This window comes from Methanosarcina barkeri str. Wiesmoor, from assembly GCF_000969985.1.
Taxonomy (GTDB): Archaea; Halobacteriota; Methanosarcinia; order Methanosarcinales; family Methanosarcinaceae; genus Methanosarcina; species Methanosarcina barkeri_B.
The window spans coordinates 1,115,495-1,136,541 of the sequence record NZ_CP009526.1 but is presented as its reverse complement, the minus strand read 5'-3'; the positions used below and the strand labels follow the sequence as shown (position 1 = coordinate 1,136,541).

The 21,047-nt window shown below is 36.4% G+C and carries 13 protein-coding genes and 3 pseudogenes; 2 read left to right on the top strand and 14 right to left on the bottom strand.

The window, feature by feature from the left end:
• Positions 1–53 precede the first annotated feature (53 nt).
• From MSBRW_RS05040 to MSBRW_RS05000, 9 genes and pseudogenes are all read right to left on the bottom strand, one after another.
• The gene (locus MSBRW_RS05040) at positions 54–611 is read right to left on the bottom strand and encodes an acyltransferase (RefSeq protein ID WP_011305092.1); all 558 of its coding nucleotides are present in this window, start codon (positions 609–611) and stop codon (positions 54–56) included.
• Between the two features lie 399 nt (positions 612–1,010).
• Positions 1,011–1,748, bottom strand: a pseudogene (locus tag MSBRW_RS05035) (ISH3-like element ISMba14 family transposase); the annotation flags it as partial.
• A 20-nt stretch (positions 1,749–1,768) separates the two neighbouring features.
• A pseudogene (locus MSBRW_RS05030) lies at positions 1,769–3,373 on the bottom strand (IS1634 family transposase); the annotation flags it as partial.
• Positions 3,374–3,464: 91 nt separating this feature from the next.
• Positions 3,465–3,923: pseudogene (locus MSBRW_RS05025) on the bottom strand (ISH3-like element ISMba14 family transposase); the annotation flags it as partial.
• Positions 3,924–4,257: 334 nt separating this feature from the next.
• Positions 4,258–5,391 (bottom strand): glycosyltransferase family 4 protein, encoded by a 1,134-nt coding sequence (locus MSBRW_RS05020; protein WP_230669971.1) that lies wholly within the window; start codon positions 5,389–5,391, stop codon positions 4,258–4,260.
• Positions 5,337–6,536, bottom strand: a complete 1,200-nt coding sequence (locus tag MSBRW_RS05015; protein ID WP_011305096.1) for a prenyltransferase/squalene oxidase repeat-containing protein — start codon at positions 6,534–6,536, stop codon at positions 5,337–5,339. Before MSBRW_RS05015 ends, MSBRW_RS05020 begins: the two co-directional genes overlap by 55 nt.
• On the bottom strand, positions 6,533–7,618 hold the full coding sequence (wecB, locus tag MSBRW_RS05010) for a non-hydrolyzing UDP-N-acetylglucosamine 2-epimerase (RefSeq protein ID WP_011305097.1): 1,086 nt from the start codon (positions 7,616–7,618) through the stop codon (positions 6,533–6,535). The genes MSBRW_RS05015 and wecB overlap by 4 nt, the downstream gene beginning before the upstream one ends.
• A gap of 2 nt (positions 7,619–7,620) precedes the next feature.
• Positions 7,621–8,703, bottom strand: a complete 1,083-nt coding sequence (locus MSBRW_RS05005; RefSeq protein WP_329957346.1) for a DUF354 domain-containing protein — start codon at positions 8,701–8,703, stop codon at positions 7,621–7,623.
• 585 nt (positions 8,704–9,288) lie between these two features.
• Entirely contained in the window at positions 9,289–10,875 is a 1,587-nt protein-coding gene (locus tag MSBRW_RS05000; protein WP_011305099.1) for a glycosyltransferase family 2 protein, read from the bottom strand.
• Positions 10,876–12,133: 1,258 nt separating this feature from the next.
• Here MSBRW_RS05000 and MSBRW_RS04995 point away from each other — a divergent pair.
• Both MSBRW_RS04995 and MSBRW_RS21785 read left to right on the top strand, forming a co-directional pair.
• Positions 12,134–13,324 (top strand): CPBP family intramembrane glutamic endopeptidase, encoded by a 1,191-nt coding sequence (locus MSBRW_RS04995; protein WP_230669969.1) that lies wholly within the window; start codon positions 12,134–12,136, stop codon positions 13,322–13,324.
• A gap of 656 nt (positions 13,325–13,980) precedes the next feature.
• Positions 13,981–14,259 carry a hypothetical protein gene (locus tag MSBRW_RS21785; RefSeq protein ID WP_155398117.1) on the top strand — a complete coding sequence of 93 codons (279 nt, stop codon included), beginning with the start codon at positions 13,981–13,983 and terminating at the stop codon, positions 14,257–14,259.
• A gap of 867 nt (positions 14,260–15,126) precedes the next feature.
• On the opposite strand, the gene iorB is transcribed toward MSBRW_RS21785, so the two are convergent.
• The 5 genes from iorB to MSBRW_RS04965 all read right to left on the bottom strand — a co-directional run bounded on the left by iorB (position 15,127) and on the right by MSBRW_RS04965 (position 20,991).
• Entirely contained in the window at positions 15,127–15,726 is a 600-nt protein-coding gene (gene iorB / locus MSBRW_RS04985) for an indolepyruvate ferredoxin oxidoreductase subunit beta (RefSeq protein ID WP_011305102.1), read from the bottom strand.
• Positions 15,723–17,525, bottom strand: coding sequence for an indolepyruvate ferredoxin oxidoreductase subunit alpha (gene iorA / locus MSBRW_RS04980; protein ID WP_011305103.1), 1,803 nt, complete (start codon positions 17,523–17,525; stop codon positions 15,723–15,725). The genes iorB and iorA overlap by 4 nt, the downstream gene beginning before the upstream one ends.
• Before the next feature lie 365 nt (positions 17,526–17,890).
• On the bottom strand, positions 17,891–18,706 hold the full coding sequence (locus MSBRW_RS04975; RefSeq protein WP_011305104.1) for an ATP-binding protein: 816 nt from the start codon (positions 18,704–18,706) through the stop codon (positions 17,891–17,893).
• A gap of 647 nt (positions 18,707–19,353) precedes the next feature.
• Positions 19,354–20,019, bottom strand: a complete 666-nt coding sequence (gene pyrF / locus MSBRW_RS04970) for an orotidine-5'-phosphate decarboxylase (RefSeq protein WP_011305105.1) — start codon at positions 20,017–20,019, stop codon at positions 19,354–19,356.
• Between the two features lie 18 nt (positions 20,020–20,037).
• Positions 20,038–20,991 (bottom strand): deoxyhypusine synthase, encoded by a 954-nt coding sequence (locus MSBRW_RS04965; RefSeq protein WP_011305106.1) that lies wholly within the window; start codon positions 20,989–20,991, stop codon positions 20,038–20,040.
• Positions 20,992–21,047 lie beyond the last annotated feature (56 nt).

Sequence of the window (21,047 nt, the reverse complement as noted above, 5' to 3'; positions counted from 1 at the left end):
ATTAAATTACCCATTCAAAACAGCGAAGAGCCAACATGGTAGTGTGCCTAATTTTATAGGTCCTCATGATTTTCAAAATTTGTCTTAACGTAGCCAATCTCTCCCTTAAAATCTCTGATATTATCTTTTAGTAAGGATTGACATTCATAGACTTCAGATGTTCTTATCATTCTTTTATGTTTATTAATATAATCCTTAATAGACCCCACTACTACTGCTGGATTCCCTATAGCAACTGAATTGTCTGGTATGTCTTTTGTAACAACACTCCCCGCCCCAATAATAACATTATTACCTATACTGACGCCTGGTAAAATGATACTTTTGACACCGATAAAAGTATTAGAACCAATCGATACTTTCCCTATTTTTGTATACCCAGTATGTCTGCTAAGACTGCCATCATGAGATAGTATAGTCACACCGTTAGTAATAGCAGAATTATTACCAATAGAAATTAACCAATGGTATCCAGGATCTATAACAACATTACTTCCTATGAACACATTTTTTCCAAAAACAAGTTTCAATTTGAGAATAATATTTTTTACCCTTATCCTTACATAAGCAGTTGCTAAACGTAATATCTTAAAAGGAATTTTTAAAAACATACTTTCCTCGTTGCTTTTGATTCCATTATAAAGAGCTATGAAATAACGCTTTTGTAAACATTTCTATCGAATTTACAACTACAAATATATATATATCGAAATAACACATCTCTGATAAATCATATCTTAACCGAATACAAATTGGAAATAATTAAGTTATAATGTCCTAGCATATAAGTCTTTCATTGACTCCAGTAGTTCCGATCAGACTGATTTCCGAATGATAAAAACAAACTGAACTTACATTTTATCCATTAATTTTCAAAGTAGACTATATTATTGCTCAGATTTTAAAATTCTTAAGCTATAACTTTCACTTACATTTTTCAAAAAATCAGATCACATTGAGTAATTTTATAGCATACGCTATTAGGTTCTTAAACTTTAATTTGAGATAAGTTATATTATAGTTAATCGAGTGCGTAGCACTCGATTTCTTTCTTCATTGACCCATCTCAAACAATCCAGTAACACACTAACAGGAATAAAATTCAGCGACTTTAGTCCATATCTTACAACTTTGTTTATATCTTCATTTATTAATGATTTTAGCTCATAAGCTGTAATTTTTAGAACTGACTTTAGCATATTTAGCACATTGTACATTATACATTGAATAATAAAGAACAATAATCTCGCTACTGGAGATTTTGTACATGATCGTATCTTGAACTCGTTTTTCACTCTATATCCAGTTTCTATATTCCATCGTTTTCTATATTCTTCAGGAATCATCTTTTCAAATTTCTCAATTGATTCTGCTTTTTTGTTTGTAGCAAACAGAAGATACTTTTTCTTTTCATCATTATATATTGCCACAACATTAAAAGAAGGTCCTCCTTTCTGAAATTGATATTCAAAAATAGTCGAAGTATTTCCATACTCTTTTTGATGATTTTTAAGTTCTCTATTGATAACCTGAGTCGATTTAACTGCTATAACAAAATTGACTTTAAGTTCATCCAATTTTGGAATCACATCAGTGTTAAAAAATTCTCTATCAAGGTATACTGTTCCTGTTTTTACACCTATCGTTTGAAGTCTTTTGAATAAAGATTCGATTAAAAGAGAATAATTCTTGTTCAAACTATTGATGTCTATTACGTCAAGTGTTAAGTGAGAAGTTCCAATTATATCCTACTTTCCGCAGTATTTTTTCACATATAATATTTTTCGTATTTTTCTCCCATCAATCTCAGCACTTTAATTGTTTCTTCGTCCAGATTTAATACCTTCTTTATCCTCTTTCCCTCAATTTCGATCTCTAACTCCGTTATTCTCCTGAACTGAAAGAATACCCATTTCATTGTCGGAGTCTGTGTTTTCTTCTTAACCTGGTTTCTGATAGCTTCTTTTGCTTCTTCCAATCTTGTTCTCAGTTTCCACTCAGCTATTGAATACAATAACCAGCATAGAACCATTACCATCGCAAGCGCTTCTATTCTGGACTTTTTTTCAGGTACACCTTAAGACACTCTGAAACTCTTATCTTTAAGGAACCTGAACTCTCTTTCAACTGTTCCCTGTTCTTTATAGTACTTTAGGAGTTGATCTGGAGTCAACTCCAGATCATTGGTTGCAAGAATGAACCTTCCTAACTTTGTTCTTTTTTCCTGTACTTTCTCCTGATCGTGTTTTATCTCTGCTTCTATCAGGCAAAAAGTCTGTACATCTTCACCTTTCCCTGGTCTTCCTTTCTTGTTTTCAAGTCTGTGTGACTTAGTTTGTATCTCAAGTTTCTGGAATTCATACAGTTCATTCTCTTTCAACTATTGTTCAGCAGCCATTCTTGCGTCTGCTTCACAAGCAAACTCATGATTAGAAAGCTTTTTAAGAGACTTTTCTGCTGCGTCAAGCTCTTTAAGAATCTTTTCATCAAATTTCTTCTCTTCCTTCTTTTTCATTTCCTCTGAACAGAATACAACCCATAACTGTTCTACTCCACCATAACAGGATTTTACAGCAGAACAAGAATAACGTTCATCAGAGCATGTTTCCAGAATTAAGTCTGTCATCAATAATTCCTTTGATTCATTGATGGTTGCAGGTACTCTCGAGATGAAAAAAGCATTATTTCCTATCTCTTTGACATTATCTTCAGTATAAAATGCACTGTCTGCAATGTGGTAGACTCTCTGATCAAGATTCAGGTTCTGTGTTACTTCCTTTATGGTTTTGATGAGAACTTTCTTATCGGAACTGTTACCATCTAATGCTCTCACAAACAGAGGAATTCCTTTCTGGTCAGTAACCATATAAATAGAAAAACGAAGTAAGTCTACTCTCTTGTCTTTAGGATGACCATAAGTAATGTTGATAGTTTTGCCGTTATCATTATGGTCATAGTCACCATAAACACTGAAATTTGTAGTATCTGAATGACAAAAACGAGGATTAATAGGAACGTGTTTCATAGCTTGCAGAATTATATGATTGAAGAGTTCGGTTGCTCCATATTCCTGGATTTTGTCCAGAGTTCTGCCAAAAACGTCATCATTAAGGTGTTCTGGGAGAACACCTTCTCCCAGTAACCTTTCAGTGGGCAAGTTTTCAAAGAAAGCAGAAAATAGGTAAAGACGACGTTCAGTAAATCCTAAACCGTTAATGCACATTGCCTTAAGAACAGTAGAATGAGAAATGTTATGGCCACTTTTCTTAGGAAGAAGAGTGTCAATCAAATCTGAAATTTCAAGTTCGTCAAATACGCCAGCAATAAGGCCATAATGACCAAGATGAGTTGTGGATTCAGAGCTGGGAGAGAGTCATCAAGGTGAAATTGAATGGGATTTTATAAGAAGTAAGTACATGATCTGAAAAATATGAATTTACGAAAATTTACTGCGGAAAGTGCGTTATATCAAGAGTACAGAACGATTTACCCCATGAACTACCATTCTTTAGTTTTATTCCCCTAATACCAGGAGTATTTTTATCTCCATAATAGGAAATGTCATGAAAATCAATAGCTATATCGTGAATCTTGTTTTCAAGTTTCATCATCTTGAAAAGCTCAAGATTCATTTTTCTAAAGGAGGAAAGAATATCTTCAATTTTATTTTCGTTGATGTAATTGAAAATAGTATCTGCTGAAGGTATTCTTAAGTCAGGATTTTTTCTTTGCAGATCATTACTTGCAGATTCAAGAGAATTTGTAGAGAATGTTGCGGCATGCAACAATATGTTTAAAGTGTCCTGACATTTATAATTTGCAGATTCTGGCAAAGTTATTATATTATATTTGCTAATCAATTCAGAAGATACAGCCAGCAAGCTGGCTGTATCTAAGGTCATGGAATCGTTTTTTGTTGGCATTAAAAATGAATTCCATGATCTAATAAAACTTTTTTTCGGGTAATTATAATTAGTTACTAATGTTCCAAATTCATTATTCGGAACTTGAGTTATTCGGAACTACTGCAAATATAGGATGAGAAAGTTAATGTAATCAAGTTCAGTGCATTTAGGCAGGCTTATTTCATATAACTTCACAGGTTTTTTAATTATGTTTTTATAATTTATCAACTGTAATACTTTAATACAATTTGTAGAAAAAAAATACTCAACCGCGTAAGTCCTACAGATATAAACTTGGAGATAACAGAGACTAAATTATTTAATATTTTCAATAAAAAATTAGAAGGTAAATTCACAATTCTAATTTGCAATAAATTTGTTTTGTTTGTTCTGCAACATTGTCCCACCGATACTGCTCTACATTTTTGATATTTTTTTTATTTTTTTCGTTATTATATAGAGCACTTTCTATTTTCTCAGCTAGTGCTTGCGAATTACCAGGCTCAACCAAAAGGCCATAATCTTCAGACGTTATAACCTCTGGGATACCACCTACTTTCGTTCCAATAAATTGTCTTCCACAACCTATTGCTTCAAACATGACAATAGGATTTCCTTCACCCAAACTAGGAAGGACAAATAAATCACTAGCGTTTATATAAATAGGAACATCTTCGTCTCGGATCCAGCCAACTAGTTTTACATAGTTCTCTAGTTTAGACTCTCTTATTTGCTGTTCTAACTCTTCTTTTAAATAACCTCTTCCTCCAATAATACAATAAATATCCGATCTCTTCTTAACAATATCACCTATTGCTTCTATAAGATATCTATGACCTTTTATTTCAACTAAATTCGAAACATTAAATACTACTTTTTTATTTATAGGTATGTTTAAAACTTTTCTACACTCATTAGCATCACGAGGAAAAAATAAAGTTGAATCATAGCCGTTTGGAATCACAATTAATTTATGGGAATCTTTTGGGAACATTTTAGAAATGAAGTCCTTTTGTTTATTTGAAACTAAAACCATAACATTAGTATTTCTTAGTACAAAATTAAACAAAGATTTATATTTTTTTACAAATTCTTCCGTCTTTGAGTGATGAAAGGTTACAACTAACTTTTTGTTTGTAATCTTTGACACAATAGATGCTGTTATAGAGGAAATGAAACTGAAGATACCTCCAGAAGCTTGAACATGAAGTACATCATATTCTTTTCTGTGACTAACTGAAGTATAAAAGAGACCAATCGTGCGTCGATAAAATTTATCTAAAGATATACTTTTAAATAAATATTTATTTTCTGAAATGAAGTTATAGAGAGTAACCTTTACTCCTAATTTAGATAAACATTTCGTTATATACTTTGTGTGTGTTGAGACTCCTCCTGATGATGATATTGGACCACACATAAACACTCGAATCATTTTTGCTCCTCCTTTACTTCTAAATAAGTAGCTAAAGCTAACATCATCCAAGCCTGTCCCCATCTTATATGAGGAATGTTATTTCTAAAAATTCTATACTTTTGATAATAAAAGTAACCAGCTCTATTTTGCATATTTAAAATTGTCCATAAAGCAATTTTTAGAGAAAAATTTGAAAATTCGTTATTAAAAGGAGCTAGTTTACTAAAAGTGATTATACCCTGTGCCTGATTGTGGATATCAATTGGATATTTTTGAGGATATCTAAAATGACACGTTCCATCCTCAAAAAACTGTTTTTCTTTATAAAATTTGGCACCATTTTTAATGGATGAAATTATTCGGTCTTTTTGGTTCAAAGCAGCAAAAGGAAGATATTCCAATAAGGAATTAATAATAAAACCTTGGTGAAAATCTAACTGAATCCGAATTTTCCCATTGTTGTATTTGCTATATATCCAGGAACCATCAGTATTTTGATTTGTTATTAAAAACTCAGCAAGATTGTAAGACGTTTCTTTCAAATTTTTATCATCAAACAAATGCATAAGTTTACATATTGCAGACAAACCTTCAGCAGAAGCATTAATTACAATTTTACCATCACTTGAAGAATCATAATCAAGATAAAAATATCCATCCTTTGATTCATGTAAAAGAGAATTAGTTAAAAACTCGTACCCACTCCTTGCCATTTTTATCAAATCATTCCTTTTAAGAACTTTATAACTTTCTACAGCGGCTTTAATGACATTAGAAGTAGTAATCACATCTGGTATATTAGGAGATAGTATACTTTTGTCAGAATTTCGAAAATTATAATAATGACCAGCCCAACAATCATGGCCATAAATAGATACAAGTGATTTTTCTTTCAGGAACAACATACAATTTAATAGATCATTTTTGTAATTTTCATCAGCTGTTAAAGTATACATCTTTGAATATGCTTGGGCAAAGAGTGCCATACCTTTTACATCAATTCCCTTTTCCACCCTCAGAAGCGGCCGAAAATTGACTATAGAATATTTATTAATCTGGGTAGCCAATATCTCTAAAGATGGTGACCCCATACATAGTTTTAGGATAAATTTACTATTCAGAGCGTCATAAGGATCCCAACCATAGTAGGCTTGATCTTTTACCCACTTGTGAAGAGATTCAATAGAATCCCAGATTATTTTTTGGGATGTCATAAATTGACCTCTTGTTTTTTGAGACAATCAATAATTAATAAGATATTCTTACTTGCATCTCCATTCCCGAATCTATCTCTATGTTTCTCTAAAAAAGGTCGAAATTCCTTTACCATTTTGACAATCTTTTCCTTGTTAGTTCCAACAAGAACGTTCCATTCATCGTTGACAGTTTCAATCCATTCAGTGTTCTCCCTCAATGTGATGCAAGGAACTTTGAGTACATAAGCCTCTTTTTGCACACCACCTGAATCGGTAAGTATCATCTTTGCATTATTCATCAGCTTTATGAACTCAAAAAAACCCAAAGGCTCTATTAAAATAACAGATGATTTCAATCTATCATAGAGTCCATATTTTTTCAAAAATTTATCCGTCCTGGGATGTAATGGAAATACAATAGTTTCCTTTAATTCGGAAAAAGCATTTACAATATTTTTCAAATTTTCTTCATTATCTGTATTGCTGGCTCTATGAATTGTGGCCACAAGGTACCCTTTGCTTTGTAGGCCTAAATCATTTAGAATAGTAGATTTATCTTCTGCAATCTTCCTGTTATACAATAGAGAATCAACCATCACATCTCCGGTTAAATAAACATTTTTTGTTATGCCTTCGTTTTTTAAATTTTCAACCGCATTTTCTGTTGGGCAAAATAATATATCAGAGCAGTGGTCTGTTACGATTCTATTGATCTCTTCTGGCATCGCCTTATCGAAGCTTCGGAGACCAGACTCAACATGCGCAGTTTTGATATGTAGCTTTGATGCGGCAAGAGCTCCTGCAAGTGTTGAATTGGTATCACCGTAGGTAAGGACGAGATCAGGCTTTTCTTTGATTAAAACTTCTTCGATCTTCTTTAGCATCTCACCTGTTTGATATCCGTGAGATCCAGAACCAATATCAAGATGATATTCAGGCTCGGGAATGTTAAGCTCCTCAAAAAAAAGTTTATTCATCTGATAATCATAGTGCTGCCCCGTATGAATCAGAATTTCTTCATTCTTTTTTCTTAATTCTCTTGAAACTACAGAAGCTTTAACAAATTGAGGTCTGACTCCAACAATACTTGCAATTCTCATAGTTACACCATTTTAAATTGATATTGAAAATCTGGATTATCTTTCATTACATTAAAGCTCTGAGGGTAATTTTCTATAAACCATGCTAGAAATCCAGTAACATCAATTTTGTCCTTCAATAACCGTTCCTTTTTACTAAACCATTCTTCCTTTATGCCAGGTTTATGAAGCAATTCAACTGCCTTTTTCAAAGCTTTTTCAGGATCATTGAAGTTAAAAATCAGTCCGTATTTATTTTCAAGTTCTTTGAAATTTGACATATCGTTTTCACCAACAAATGAATTGCATCTTATGGCTGGAGTACCGAGAATTGCAGCTTCAGTTGTCATTGTTTGGCTATCACCAAAAAACATCTGAGCATAAAACAATAGATCATGCATTCTCTCCGGTGCTGTCGAAATTCTGTATTTTTCCAAATCATCTGGCAATGGCTTTTCCGAAGTAATAAGTACTTTCCCGTATTTTTCAATCTCATGCACAACTTTTCTTTTATCCTCCAGACTCAAACCCTTATTTCCAATATCGTGATTGGCACCCCAAGACACAAACCTTAAAATTACATATTTATCACTTTCTTTGAACCCAAAAGATTCTAACACAGATGGATCAGGGGTAAAATAATTTGGGTGAAGGTATGCCAATTCATGATAACCGTCGTACCTAACTTGTTTTTTGCCAAGATCCTTTTTGTAAAGAGATGGAGTACAAATTACATTTGCAAATGGATATGTTATTTTATGACTAAACGCAGTAACCTCCGAATCATCCAGCAATATAGCTTTTTTTCTGAGAATCCAAGACGCATGCGCTACACATGGATTTGACATCCCCATTAGAATATCTGGGTTAAACTTACTTGCAATTTTCAGTATTTCATAATCTCTATTTATCCATTCACGTACCAAATCAACTTTACTACTCCCAATTTCACCTACTGAGACATATTCAAAATTATATGCCTTGAGCAAATCTATGGTAACTTCCTTATTTCTAGCTGTGACCAAAACACGATGGCCTTTTTTATTAAGTTTCCATATGACATTCTTGAAAAGATGAACGTGTGCAGGGTGTCCCATATCAATCATTATTCTCAAATTCTCATCCCAAAAATGTGATAATATTTAAATATTGCAATACTTTTCATAAAGGCTTAATTTAAATTTAAATATTAATGTTGAACTGATCCCGAAACTCAAAAATTGGTTCTGTAAATCTAGTATTTGAATAGTCAATGCAGCTTTTGATCACGGAATTTTTTCTGAAAACTCTTATCGTTAAGAGCAAAATTGGTTTCGAGATAGACTCATTCATGTAACATGTTTTCTGAGTATCGTCATCCTTTACGTCAAGTATGTGAGTTTCTCATTTTCTAGAGGATCCATGCAATTTTCATTTACATTGATGTCTACAGTACATAATCTCTTAGAAGTGATATGGCAAGATGTAACTCAATTAGCTTAACTCTATAAATTTTATACACGTTTTATCACTGTAGAACTTGCAATCGAACTAAAAAATCGATAGCATCAAACCGTTAATTATCTAAAATGTGACTTTAATCCACAGTCTTTGTCGTAATTGATTTTGGTTCTCAAGTGCGTAAGTCCTACACTGTTTATTTTTTCCAACAACACCTTCATATTATAATGCTATGTCACAATTATCAACTATTAAAAGCTACGATCCAATTTCTTGCTGATATCCGACTGCATGTCAAAGAACATTGCAAAAAGCAACAACTGCATACCCATCAAAGTAACAAATACGCCCAACAGCGGATAGTTTGGAGAAACCGAATTGTGAATCAATTTTTGTAACAATATCCAGAAATCAAAAAGCAGTCCACAGGGCAAAAGGATCATGCTGGCAGTATAGAAAAACACCAGTGGGTGGAAGCTCAAAAGTATATATTTGGTTTTCAGCCTCCAGAGAAATCCTTTAAAGAGCATGGGAGCAACTTTTAAGATATATTTACGATAATTTATAGAGGATTTTTCATTTCCATAACGAGCAGGGATTACAACATCAGTTACTCTCATGCCGTATGCATTGAGTTTAATTAGTATATCATTTAAGTAGCCATAATATGTGTATACGGAATCAAGATCGATTGTTTCCAGAGCTTTTCGAGATGCAGCAGCATAACCATTTTGAGGGTCCATTAAGTCCCAGTAACCGCTTCCGATTTTAGTCAGCAGTGAGAGTAGAGAATTTCCAATGAACCGCCAGGTGCTCATTCCTTCTCTGGCTTTTCTGGTAATAAGCCTGTTTCCTTTAGTGTAGTCAGCCTTATCCTCTATTATAGGCATTAAAAGACGAGGCATCTGGGATGGGTCCATCTGGTTGTCGCCATCCATGACAACAACTATGTCCATTTTGCCTTTCAGAGCCATTTTATATCCGTCAACAACGGACTTTCCAGCTCCCATATTCACTTCATGCCTTAAGGAAACTATTCTGGAATCTTTTAGACTTTTGATCACCTCAGGAGTTCGATCAGAACTACAATCATCTACTATGTAAATGCGGCTTACATACTCCGGAATTCCCATTATCGTTTTGCCTAACAAAGCTTCCTCATTATATGCAGGCACTACAACTCCGATGTGATACTTTTTAAAAAGGCTGAATGTGTGCTCTTCTTTAAGATCAAGGTGCTTTGCTTTCAGATTATTATTTTCAGCAAAAGAAATAATGGCACTTGCAGAAGAAATGTAAATATCAGAGGAACTTAGTATCTCAAAGCATTGTTTAGAAAAAGCAAAAAATCCTATAGGTCCATTTTCTGTCTGCGTCTCATTCAAAAAAGATACGTTTTCCTGTAATCGGTTTGATTGGACAAAACAGGTGCCGATTACCATATCGAAACCATCTTTTTGAATGGGCTCAAGCATTTCAGGAATTAGCTTGGAATCGTGGCAAATACTGATGTCCATAAACAGTAGAACATCAGAATCTAAGGCATGTTGGATACCCATTGTTAATGGAAAGTCCGGCCCTCTATGCCCAACTTTGTGAATTACTTCTGCACCTGCAAGCTCAGCTACTTCAATCGTATTGTCCGAACTTGCATCATCTATAACAATTACTTTATCGGCTAATTCCTTCGCCTGTAAAACCACGCTACCTACTGAAACTTCCTCATTATAGACCGGAAGAATCACAGTTACATTTTGGGGGACCGTGTCTTTAGCGCGCAGATTTTCATTTTGAGTCATATACTGCGAGCTGCTGCCCAGCTTCAGCTCATTACTCATCTATTATTACCCCTCTCTTACAGCCACTTTCATATCTTTTAGGCAAGAAGCTTTTACAAATCTGTATTAGGCATCATGGAATTTTGATCCGTGCGGATACTAAATATTATTTAAACATAATTAAAACGCTATACAAATTATAAAATAAATATATTAAATATTAAATAATCATTTGATTTTTTTGCCCACTAATATATAAAGTAGAACAAATTCATATAATCAATACGACACCCCTCGTTTGAGTTGGCAGAGGAATACAAATTTCATTATTCTACTTGAAATCTATAAGGAACGATTATATAAATCATATAATCTTATTTAATAAATATACTAAACTAGTTTATTATATATAAAGTTAGTGAGTTAATATAATTATGCGATAATAAAATGGAAAGTATTGCGAATAAAACAATACTCAGTTAACAAAACACTCAGTTATCAGAACGATACAACATCATCATTGAGTTAGACATTCTAAAAATATCCAGTAGCTAGACATAAGATGATAATCTCAGAAAATAAGAAAATAAATATGGAAACAAGAAAAAACTAGAGAATCGATAAAAAACCATAGAAACAATAAAATAACTGTGGAAACAAGATCATTACCAGCCTGCAGGCATCCAGACCATATCCCAGGCTTTCTCAGCATCTCTGAATAATTCTAATTTCATCTTGACTCCTTTTTCACTCCTCGCATTTTAACAGAAAAGGATGAAAAAATATTTCTGGAAAAATTAATTAGAGAAATGCAACCTAATCTATCGATCCCATAGAAAAGCTGTTGAAAAAATCAAACTGCGTAACACCCGAAACATACTCAGTTATTTAATGATGTTTGATAATTCTATTTCAGGATCAAAAGATTACGAAAAAGGATAATTTGACACCTTTAAATTGAAAAAGAAGGAGTTAGTTTCTTACTGATAGTAATAGTTGTAGGGCTTACGTAGTTGAACTGGAAAATCAACAGCATTAGGCCGTTAACTGTTTAAAACAGGATTCAATTCACAGTCTCTGCCGTGATTTATTTTGTTCCTCAAGTACGTAAGTCCTAAGTTGGGCAGCCTCTTCAGCATTTATAAGATAGATAATTTGATTTTTTATGTATATGAATTTAAAGAAATTAATACTTGTGATTAAAAATAAAAAACTATAAACAAAACTTTATATATTATTCACTATAAGATGTTGTGGAATCTCAGGCAGATCTGTGCAAATATAAGTGAATTCGCCCTGAATGAAAGAAGGTGTTCCAATGAAAAAAAGACTTATTCATACTAAACAAAAAAAGCTAGATCTTCTAATAATTATTTCAGTGTTGAGTCTGGCTTTACTGGCAGTTTCTCCTGCATGTTGTAGTGACTTAAATAATTCCTCATCCTCACAGGCAGGACATGTTTTGAAACTGATACCTGTTAACAATTCGGAAGAACCAGGTTTTTCAAAATTTGTGTTATCTGATGAGGGTTCAGGGCCTTTTCAGCAAGTCGAACAATATGTCGACCTTATTTACACTTTTGGAGGAATCGGAGCCGCACTTCTGATTCTTTTAATGTATCGACGTATGGCCTCTAAAGAGCAAGAAATGATCAAAAGGCCTCCGCAAGCTCCCGATTTGCATAAGATCTGGAAAACACTAGGGCTTGAAAAATTAAACCAGGAAGAGTACGAGGCCACAAGAATCAGGCTCTTTACCGCAATACCTGTTGTATGTATAGGCATAGCCGAACTTCTTATCTTTGCAGGCAAAATGAAACTCGCTATCTGGATACATATCGGAGTTTTAATTGCGTTATCTCTTTCCGATATAGTCATAAAGGATCTCAAAGTATACAGAATTTACCAGGCTCTAATGCTTCTCCCTATCCTTAGATTAGTAAATCTTTCTATGCCTGTGTTTTTTAATACCACTCTTTATACCTTCGTTTTCGTTTACGCCCCTCTTTTAGTTCCCCTGGCAATTATAGTAATTAATCAACGTTCCTCTTTTGAGCATATAGGGATTACTGCAAAGAATCTTCCGGCTTATATTATCCTTTCAATTCCTCTAGGCTTTCTGCTTGGGCTTGGAGAATACCTGACCATCCATCCAGGCTACCTTATTAAGGAACTTTCTATCGTAAACCTGCTTATACTCACTTTTATAATGGTGTTCTTAGTAGGTTTAGTTGAGGAAATTATTTTCAGGTCACTCCTCCAGACCAGGCTCGAAGATGCACTTGGTGTGAAAGAAGCGGTGTTAATTGCAGGGCTCTTATTCGGTCTCATGCACTCGGGATACGGCACCTTCCATGAAGTATTATATACAGGTTTTGTAGGACTTTTCATGGGCTTCGCTTTCTACAAGACAAGAAGTCTGCCTTTTGTTGTTGTTCTGCACGGCTTAGTCAATGTATTCCTTTTTGGGATTTTTCCCCATTATCTAAGTAGCTGGACAATATTCTGAGACTTTCTTAAAATCAGTGTAAGTATTTAGCTATTGTCAGCGTCACGAATTTACTGTAAATTTAAAATCAAATTTTTGTATGTGATGGAAAATAAATCTTTGGATATGGAATTTTCTATCCCATAAATTCTTAATATTTTTAGACCCCTTGAAAAATGATTAGTTTTTAAGGAATATTAAACCTTATTTGCCAAATATAATGTAGTGTCAGCCCTCCCACAGTTAAGGTACATTCATTAAATGATCTATTTGCTGTTTAAATTACTTAAGTACTTTAATTGGTAAATTAAACGTTGGTTTTTCCTTACTTTTAACATTGAATTTTGTATGGATGAAAATGACATCACATGCCTTATTTGTAAATAAATATAAATTGTAAAAGAATAAAGTATTTATCTCAATTTTTTCTTGATTTAAAAGAGTATTATAGATTGTTTATCTAAAAAATTGATTTTTAGAGTGTACCTTAATTGGGGAAACTCTAAATGCATACCAATCATCTAAAATAAGCATTGTATGCCCTTAGTTTTAGTACTGATTTGGAAGGACCCTATAATATTTTAAGTTTATAGAAGATTGGCACACTGGAGATTAGAATTGGCGTTGATTATAGATAGCTGTAATAGACACAAAAATTATTTGGATTAAATAAAAGCATGCTTTTTGATAGGAAAATATCCAAAAAAGTAAAAAATAAAAAATTAACTGGTAATAAAAAAATAAAAAATAATAGAATTCTCTATAAAAGCTGTTATCAGGGTCTGATAATCGCTATAACATTAAAAACTACAATTGCCATAAAGCTGAAGAACAAAGGAATAATTGCCATATTAAAGGAATTGTTAAGGTATTTATTCCACGTTTCAGATGCTGAAAAAACCTCTTTCAGGGAGAGAAGAGCTATCAGTCCAACAACTATTGCAGCCCCATACTGAGGAAGCCCTGGAGTCGTGATCATTGTTACTGCACTCGATGCAGCAGCGCTTGAGACAATACTAGATGACATACTACTTAGTAACATAATAACACCTTCCACCAATATAATTTCTTTTCTAAATGTTAAAGACGCCTGCTAGGTATTGCAAATTATATAAAAGAATGATATAGTTTAAAGTAAAAATAACGTATTAGTATAAAAAAGTATTCTTAGAAACTTTAGTTCTTAAATGTAGCGAATTGCTACTCCTAGTTCCGCATTAATTAACAGGAATTTCGAAAATTGTGGGCAACTGTGTTCTGTTTGTGCATATAATTTAATGAAGAACCCTTTTATTTTTGAAGCGAGCTGTAATAAGGATATTAGCAATTTGCTGGAATCTATCCCACTTTCCGCAGTAAATTTTCGTAAATTCATATTTTTACTGCTATCGATTTTCAATCAAATGTAGATTTATTGGACTTTTATGCAGTAGGTAAAAGCAACGATGTGGTGTATTTAGAGACCAAAAACGATATCATTCAATTTTTCACCAAATACCATTAAAAATCCAAATTATTTACTCTGTTCCAAAAACGCTATCATGAAAAATATTGATTTTCAAAAAAATACTGCGGAATGTAGGATCTATAAAAGAAATAGGACTTACGAACTTAAGTAACAAAATCAATTAATGAAAAGACTGTGGATTAATGTCGCGTTTTAGACAGTTAACGGTCTAATACTGTTGATTTTTAGTTCAACTGTGCAAATCCTAAAAGAATAAACGAGATTTACAACGAGTAGCTGTGAAATTAATACATCTGTCCAGGTGACATAAAATACGATAGCAATTTCTTTATTATAAAGGAGTAAAAGGAAAGATTTAACTTTCCTCTACTTTTTGTCTTCCCGCTTCAAAAGCCCTGAGATTCACTTCAATTGTTTTCTGCGGCACAAGGGCTTTAACACTTTCAAGCAGGGTTTCTTTAGGAATCGGCAGATAGCCTGAGACTGCTCCCACCATTACGACATTCATTGCAAGCCTGTTCCCAGCTTCGTAAGCCAGATCATCTGCATTAAAGGCTTTGACTATGTATTTTTCCGAAAGAAAATCAAGAATGTCTGAGACTTCCGGATATTTCGTAAGGCCTGAGGTAACAGTTACAGGAATTATGGGTTGCGTATTCATTATAACAATTCCGCCGTCCTTCAGGAAATCCAGGTACCTGACTGCTTCCATGGGCTCAAGAGCAAGCAGAAGGTCTGCACCTTTTTTCGGGATCATGGACCCATAGTCATTTCCAACCCGAATATGGTTTACAACCGAACCTCCACGCTGTGCCATTCCGTGAGTTTCCGCAGCCCTGATGGGAAGTCCTGCAGTAACTGCGGCTTTTCCTATAATGTCCGAGGCAAGAATTGCACCCTGTCCTCCAACACCTGTAATAAGGAGGTCTAATTTATTTTGCTCAGCCGGGCTCATCGCTTCACCTCCTGAATCGCATCAAACTTACAGATCTGGGCACAAACTCCGCACCCACTGCAAAGGGCCGTAATTACAGCACATTCGTTATTCTCGTTAAACTCAATTGCAGGACAGCCGAACTTAACACACTGCTTGCAGCCTTCGCATTTCTCAGGGTCAACAACATATGGAGCCCGACGTATACCTGCCCTTTTTCCTGAAATCACGCAGGGTTGCCTGGAAATAACCACAGATACGCCTTCAAATTCCTTTGCTGCCTTGAAAGCTTCCTGAGTCTCCTCAAGCTTATAAGGGTCGACAACCGATACAAATTCTGCACCCATTGCTTTGCAGAGCTTTTCAAGTGAAACCTGTACGGTTGGCTCTCCTGTTGCCGTATACCCGACTCCCGGATTTGGCTGGTGTCCGGTCATGGCAGTAATACGGTTGTCCAGAATAGTAACCGTAATATTCGCTTTATTAACAATTGCATTCAGGAGTGAGTTCATGCCTGAATGGAAAAAGGTTGAATCCCCTATAGAACAGCAGATCGGCCGCTTTTCCCCTGCATGGTAAAGCCCTGAAGCAACGCTGATGCTTGAGCCCATGCAGAGTGTGGTCTCAACAGTACCACTCTGGATTCCGAGGGTGTAACAACCAATATCGCTGGGGTAAATCGCATCTTTTCCAAAGACCTTTTTCATTGAGTAGAAAGTTGCCCTGTGAGAACAGCCCGCACAAAGAGCAGGTGGGCGAGGAGCAAGCTCAAGAGATGTGCCTGATGTTTCAGATTCGGTCTCGAGGTCAAAGGTTTTCTTAAGAGTTTCAAGGAAAGCACTTACATTCAGTTCGCCTTCCCTTGGCACAAAACCATTAGTTTTCCCAAGCACCGAAACCTCAATCCCGGCTTCCTGTGCAATCATCTTTACCTGTTCTTCCACGATAGGCTCAAGTTCCTCAAACACAAGTACGGTGTCTACGGTTTCAAGCAGCTCGAGAATCAGTTTTCTCGGAACCGGATACGTTCCAATCTTAAGGTACGAAACTTCAAGTCCAAGCTCCACAAGTGCTTCTTTTGCATACACTGAGGCAATGCCTGCACCTATTACTCCGAATTTTGCATCGGATTTCAGCTCAAGGGAGTTCCATGGAGATTCGGCAAGAGCATCCTCAATGGACTGCTGGATAGAAAGAAGATGTGTATGGCGTGGGCGTGCGTTCTTCGGAAGCATGACCCAGCGGTCCAAAAGTTTTTCAAAACTAGGAGCCGGTTTTTCTACGGGTATTTCTCCTAGCTCGATATCTGACTTTCCGTGCGAAATCCGGGTGGTGGGCCTGAAGATCACAGGAACTTCAAACTTTTCAGAGAACTCAAAAGCATAGGGTAGCATATCCTTTGCTTCCTGGGGAGTCGCGGGATCAAAACAGGGCACAAGGGCAAACTGGGCATAGCGCCGCGTATCCTGTTCATTCTGGGATGAGTGGCACGATGGGTCATCAGCCGCGATTACAATCAGACCACCCTTTGTCCCTGCGTACGCTAGAGTCATAAAGGGATCGGCTGCAACGTTTAGCCCGACATGTTTCATTGTTACTACAGAACGAACGCCTGTCCAGGCAGCTCCGACTGCAACCTCCATTGCAACTTTTTCGTTAACCGACCATTCTACATAGTAATCCCGGTCTTTTCGGGCTGCAAGCGTATCTATAATCTCCGAAGACGGAGTTCCGGGATAGCCTGCAATAACCTGCACGCCGCCTTCAAGAAGCCCGCGGGCAATTGCCACGTTTCCAAGCATGTACTCACGCATTGTCATAATTATTATCTCCAGTACTGATACAGGAAAATACCGTTACGATAACAGATTAAATATATTCATATTGATTAGTATCTGCAAATTTAGATAATTTACTCGATTGGTGACAGCGAATCTGAAGTTCTATAAGGACAGTTCAGCAAACCATACCTGCTGTCCGAAACCAGGTAAAACTTTTACATTATCAAATAACACGATCAATAATATACTTTCGGATAAGTACCCTGAAGTTCTCCTCTTGTACAATCAATTAACCTGCAGGGAAAAATAAGAAACGATGAAAGTTTACAGTTTTTGAGAGAACACAAAAATAGATTTAAAAGCTGGTATAAGTTAGCTTGCTGCCCAGCTCAAGAATAAATAATTCAATTAATAACTCCATTTTTCTCCAGAAACTCTACAAGCTTCTTGATTTCATCCAGCTCGAAATCAAGTTCTTTGCCCTTAAGAGACGTTTTAAAAATTTCTCTTCTTTCCGGAATTTCAGCCACGACATTTGCGCAATTTACCGACGCTAGCATCTCTTCCCTTATGTCCGGTTCAACTTTATTAAGCACAAAGTAAACCTTGCACCCACACTGAGCGCCAAATTCATCAAATTTATTTGAAAGCTTGAGGGACTCGTAGGAAGGGTCAATAACAACAAGAATAAGGTCAAAGTCCTTATCAACCCCGCGCCCGAAGTGCTCAGTGCCGGCTTCGGTATCCACGATTACAAGATCATCCTTACCAAGGTCAAGGTTTTCAAGAAATTCCCTTGTCAGAGCTCCCATTGGACACGCGCAGCCCTCCCCAAAATCATGGATTTTGCCAACTGCCATCAGCTTGACTCCGTCCTTTTCTTCCACAAATTCCGGCGGGAGGTCGGAAAAACTCCATCTCTTCTCGAAAAGGCGGGACTGCTGTTGAGCTGGCTGACCTGAAGTACTCCCACTGGCTGCAAGTCCCAAGAACTGCGTTTTTTTGGGAGCAGTCCTTTGTTTTTCCTTAAAGCCTGTTTTTCCTCCAAAATATTCCATAAGATCCTTAGGGGCCGCCGTTCCTAGCTGGCTGTGAAGACCGTAATTGGACTCGTCAATGTCGAGCACAAGCACGTTTTTAGTTTTTGCCATTTCCTTTGCCAGGAGCGCCGAAATCGTACTTTTTCCGCTTCCTCCTTTTCCGCACACTGCTATTTTCATATCCAGTTCACCTGTCCCAGTAATTTATCCTGCTGAATTAAAAACGCTTCCTTTAAACATCTTCTTACCTGAAAAATCAGATGAAAAAATTAAAATGAAAGGAAAAGGAGAGAAAGTGAAAAAATGAAGACCAAAGGGAAAAAAGAACAAATAAATCCAGAAAACTAGTTAGAATAATGATTGCAACCTAATAATAATCAGAAAGAGATGATACCAAAATTCAAAAGTGGATGCCAGTAGCGAGAAAATGTTTCCGTTTTTTAAATGGAGATTAAAAGCTGGTCATGGAGAGTAACTATCTGGAAAAGTTCTCTCCGAGCCTGGAATGTGGGATTTAATAGGGGTGAGCGAATTCCCATAAATAGCTATGAATTTTTAGTATATAATTACACATGTTTTGATCTTTTTTGAGAATTAGGGGATTTAGACGCTACTTCTTCGATACATGTTTTAGCTTTTATCCTAATCAGATACGGGACAATTTTCGTGCCTCAGAACTCATAGGGCTCATCACGAAATCAGCATAATTTTTCATCACAGGCACTACTAATTGATATTCAGATAATACATGCAGTTAATATAAGAAATATCTTTCAGAAAAAAAGAAAAAAATATGAAGATACGAAATATGTCTTAAAAAATATTTTTCAGTTTTCTTGCTCGAATTCAGCCTCAATCTCAGCAGCAATCTTGCGGGCAGCTTCTCTTGGTGACTCTGCTTTGTAAATGGCTCTTCCTACAATTACCCAGTCTGCGCCTGCGGCAATAACATCAGACGCTTTTCCTCCCTGAGCGCCGACTCCAGGCGAGATGATGGTAAGTTTGTTACCGATAATTTTTCTAATCGTTGTCACTCTTTCCGGTCTGGTCGCGGGTGCAACAAGGCCAAAAGCCCCTGCTTCGGCTGCCATTCTTGCGATTGCTTCTCCGACAGGCTGGAGGAATTCAGCTCCTCCTGGGTGGCTCATTTCACTTACCACGAACACATCTTTTCCGTATTCGGAAGCAATCTCAATGCAGGCATCAAGGCTGTCCCGGCCTGTAAAACCCTGAACAATTACTGCATCGGTTCCTGCCTCAAAGACATGCTCACAGATAAGGCGGTTGGTATTTGGAATATCGGCAACTTTGAAATCGGCTATTATAGGAGCAAACTCGGCAAGCTCCCTGATAATTCCAAGTCCGGTAGCAAGTATTAGAGGATAGCCTACCTTTATAGCGTCCACGAATTCCGAAACGTCTTCTGCAATTTTAAGCGCTTCTTCCCTGTCGGAAACATCAAGGGCGAGAATCATACAGCTTTTCTTTTCCATAAAACCACTTCTTTGAAATTACTTCTTTGAAAGACGTGTACGCACAGCTGCAACCATAAGCGGGAGAGTAATAGTCGCATCTGCATACACGGTTACGGCTTTTGCGTTTTCTCCTACTTTTCCCCAGGACTGGGCTTCATCAAGGGTTGCCCCACTCAAGCCGCCAGTCTCAGGATGATCCATTGTTAATTGGATTGCATAGTCAAAAGATTTGGGAGTCACAAGCATGGACTGGAGAATATAATTCTTGGGAACCCCTCCACCAATGAGCAGGGCACCTGCACTCTCAGCCGCATAGCAAATCTCTATAAACTCGTGCATATCAGCAAATGCATCAACATGCAGAGGGTTTCCTTCTTTATATAGCCAGGCCTGAAGCCCTATTACCGAGTCCTGAAGGGCAGGACAATAAACTGGCACACCCATTTCTGCTGCGGTTTTCAGGATAGAGGAATCATCATCAAGGTTTTTCCCGATCTCAGTAAGCACCTGCCGGATCGAGAGTTTTTCCTGAGGAAGTCCGGCATAGACACCCTGTAGAAATTCTTCAAGGTTTGCAAAATGCTGATCGGGAAGATAAACATCATAAATCCTGTCAATGCATTCATTCCGTAACTGGATATCGTTTGTACAGTCTGTGCCTTTATAATGGTGAAGTCCCAGAGCTTCGACAGTGTCGTGCACCATATTAGCTCCGGTCGTGACAAGCACATCGATGTAGCCGTCGCGTATTAAATCCGCAACAACATTTCTCATGCCTGCAGGAGTCATGGCACCTGCAAGCCCGAAAAATTTCGTAGTTTTTTTGGAAGCAAGCATTTCATAATAGATTTCTACGGCCTCAGCCAGCCTGCCTGCTCCAAAGGCACAGCCTCTGTATTCCCTGACAAGATCGTCAACGCTCATGTTGGGGTTGATCTTTGCAGCTTTGATTGGGGTCGAAAGTTTTTTGTTTGGAGTATTACAATCCATTCGATTTCCCTCATGAAAAGGTATGATAGTTCATATCTTTGAGAACTATCTCTTTG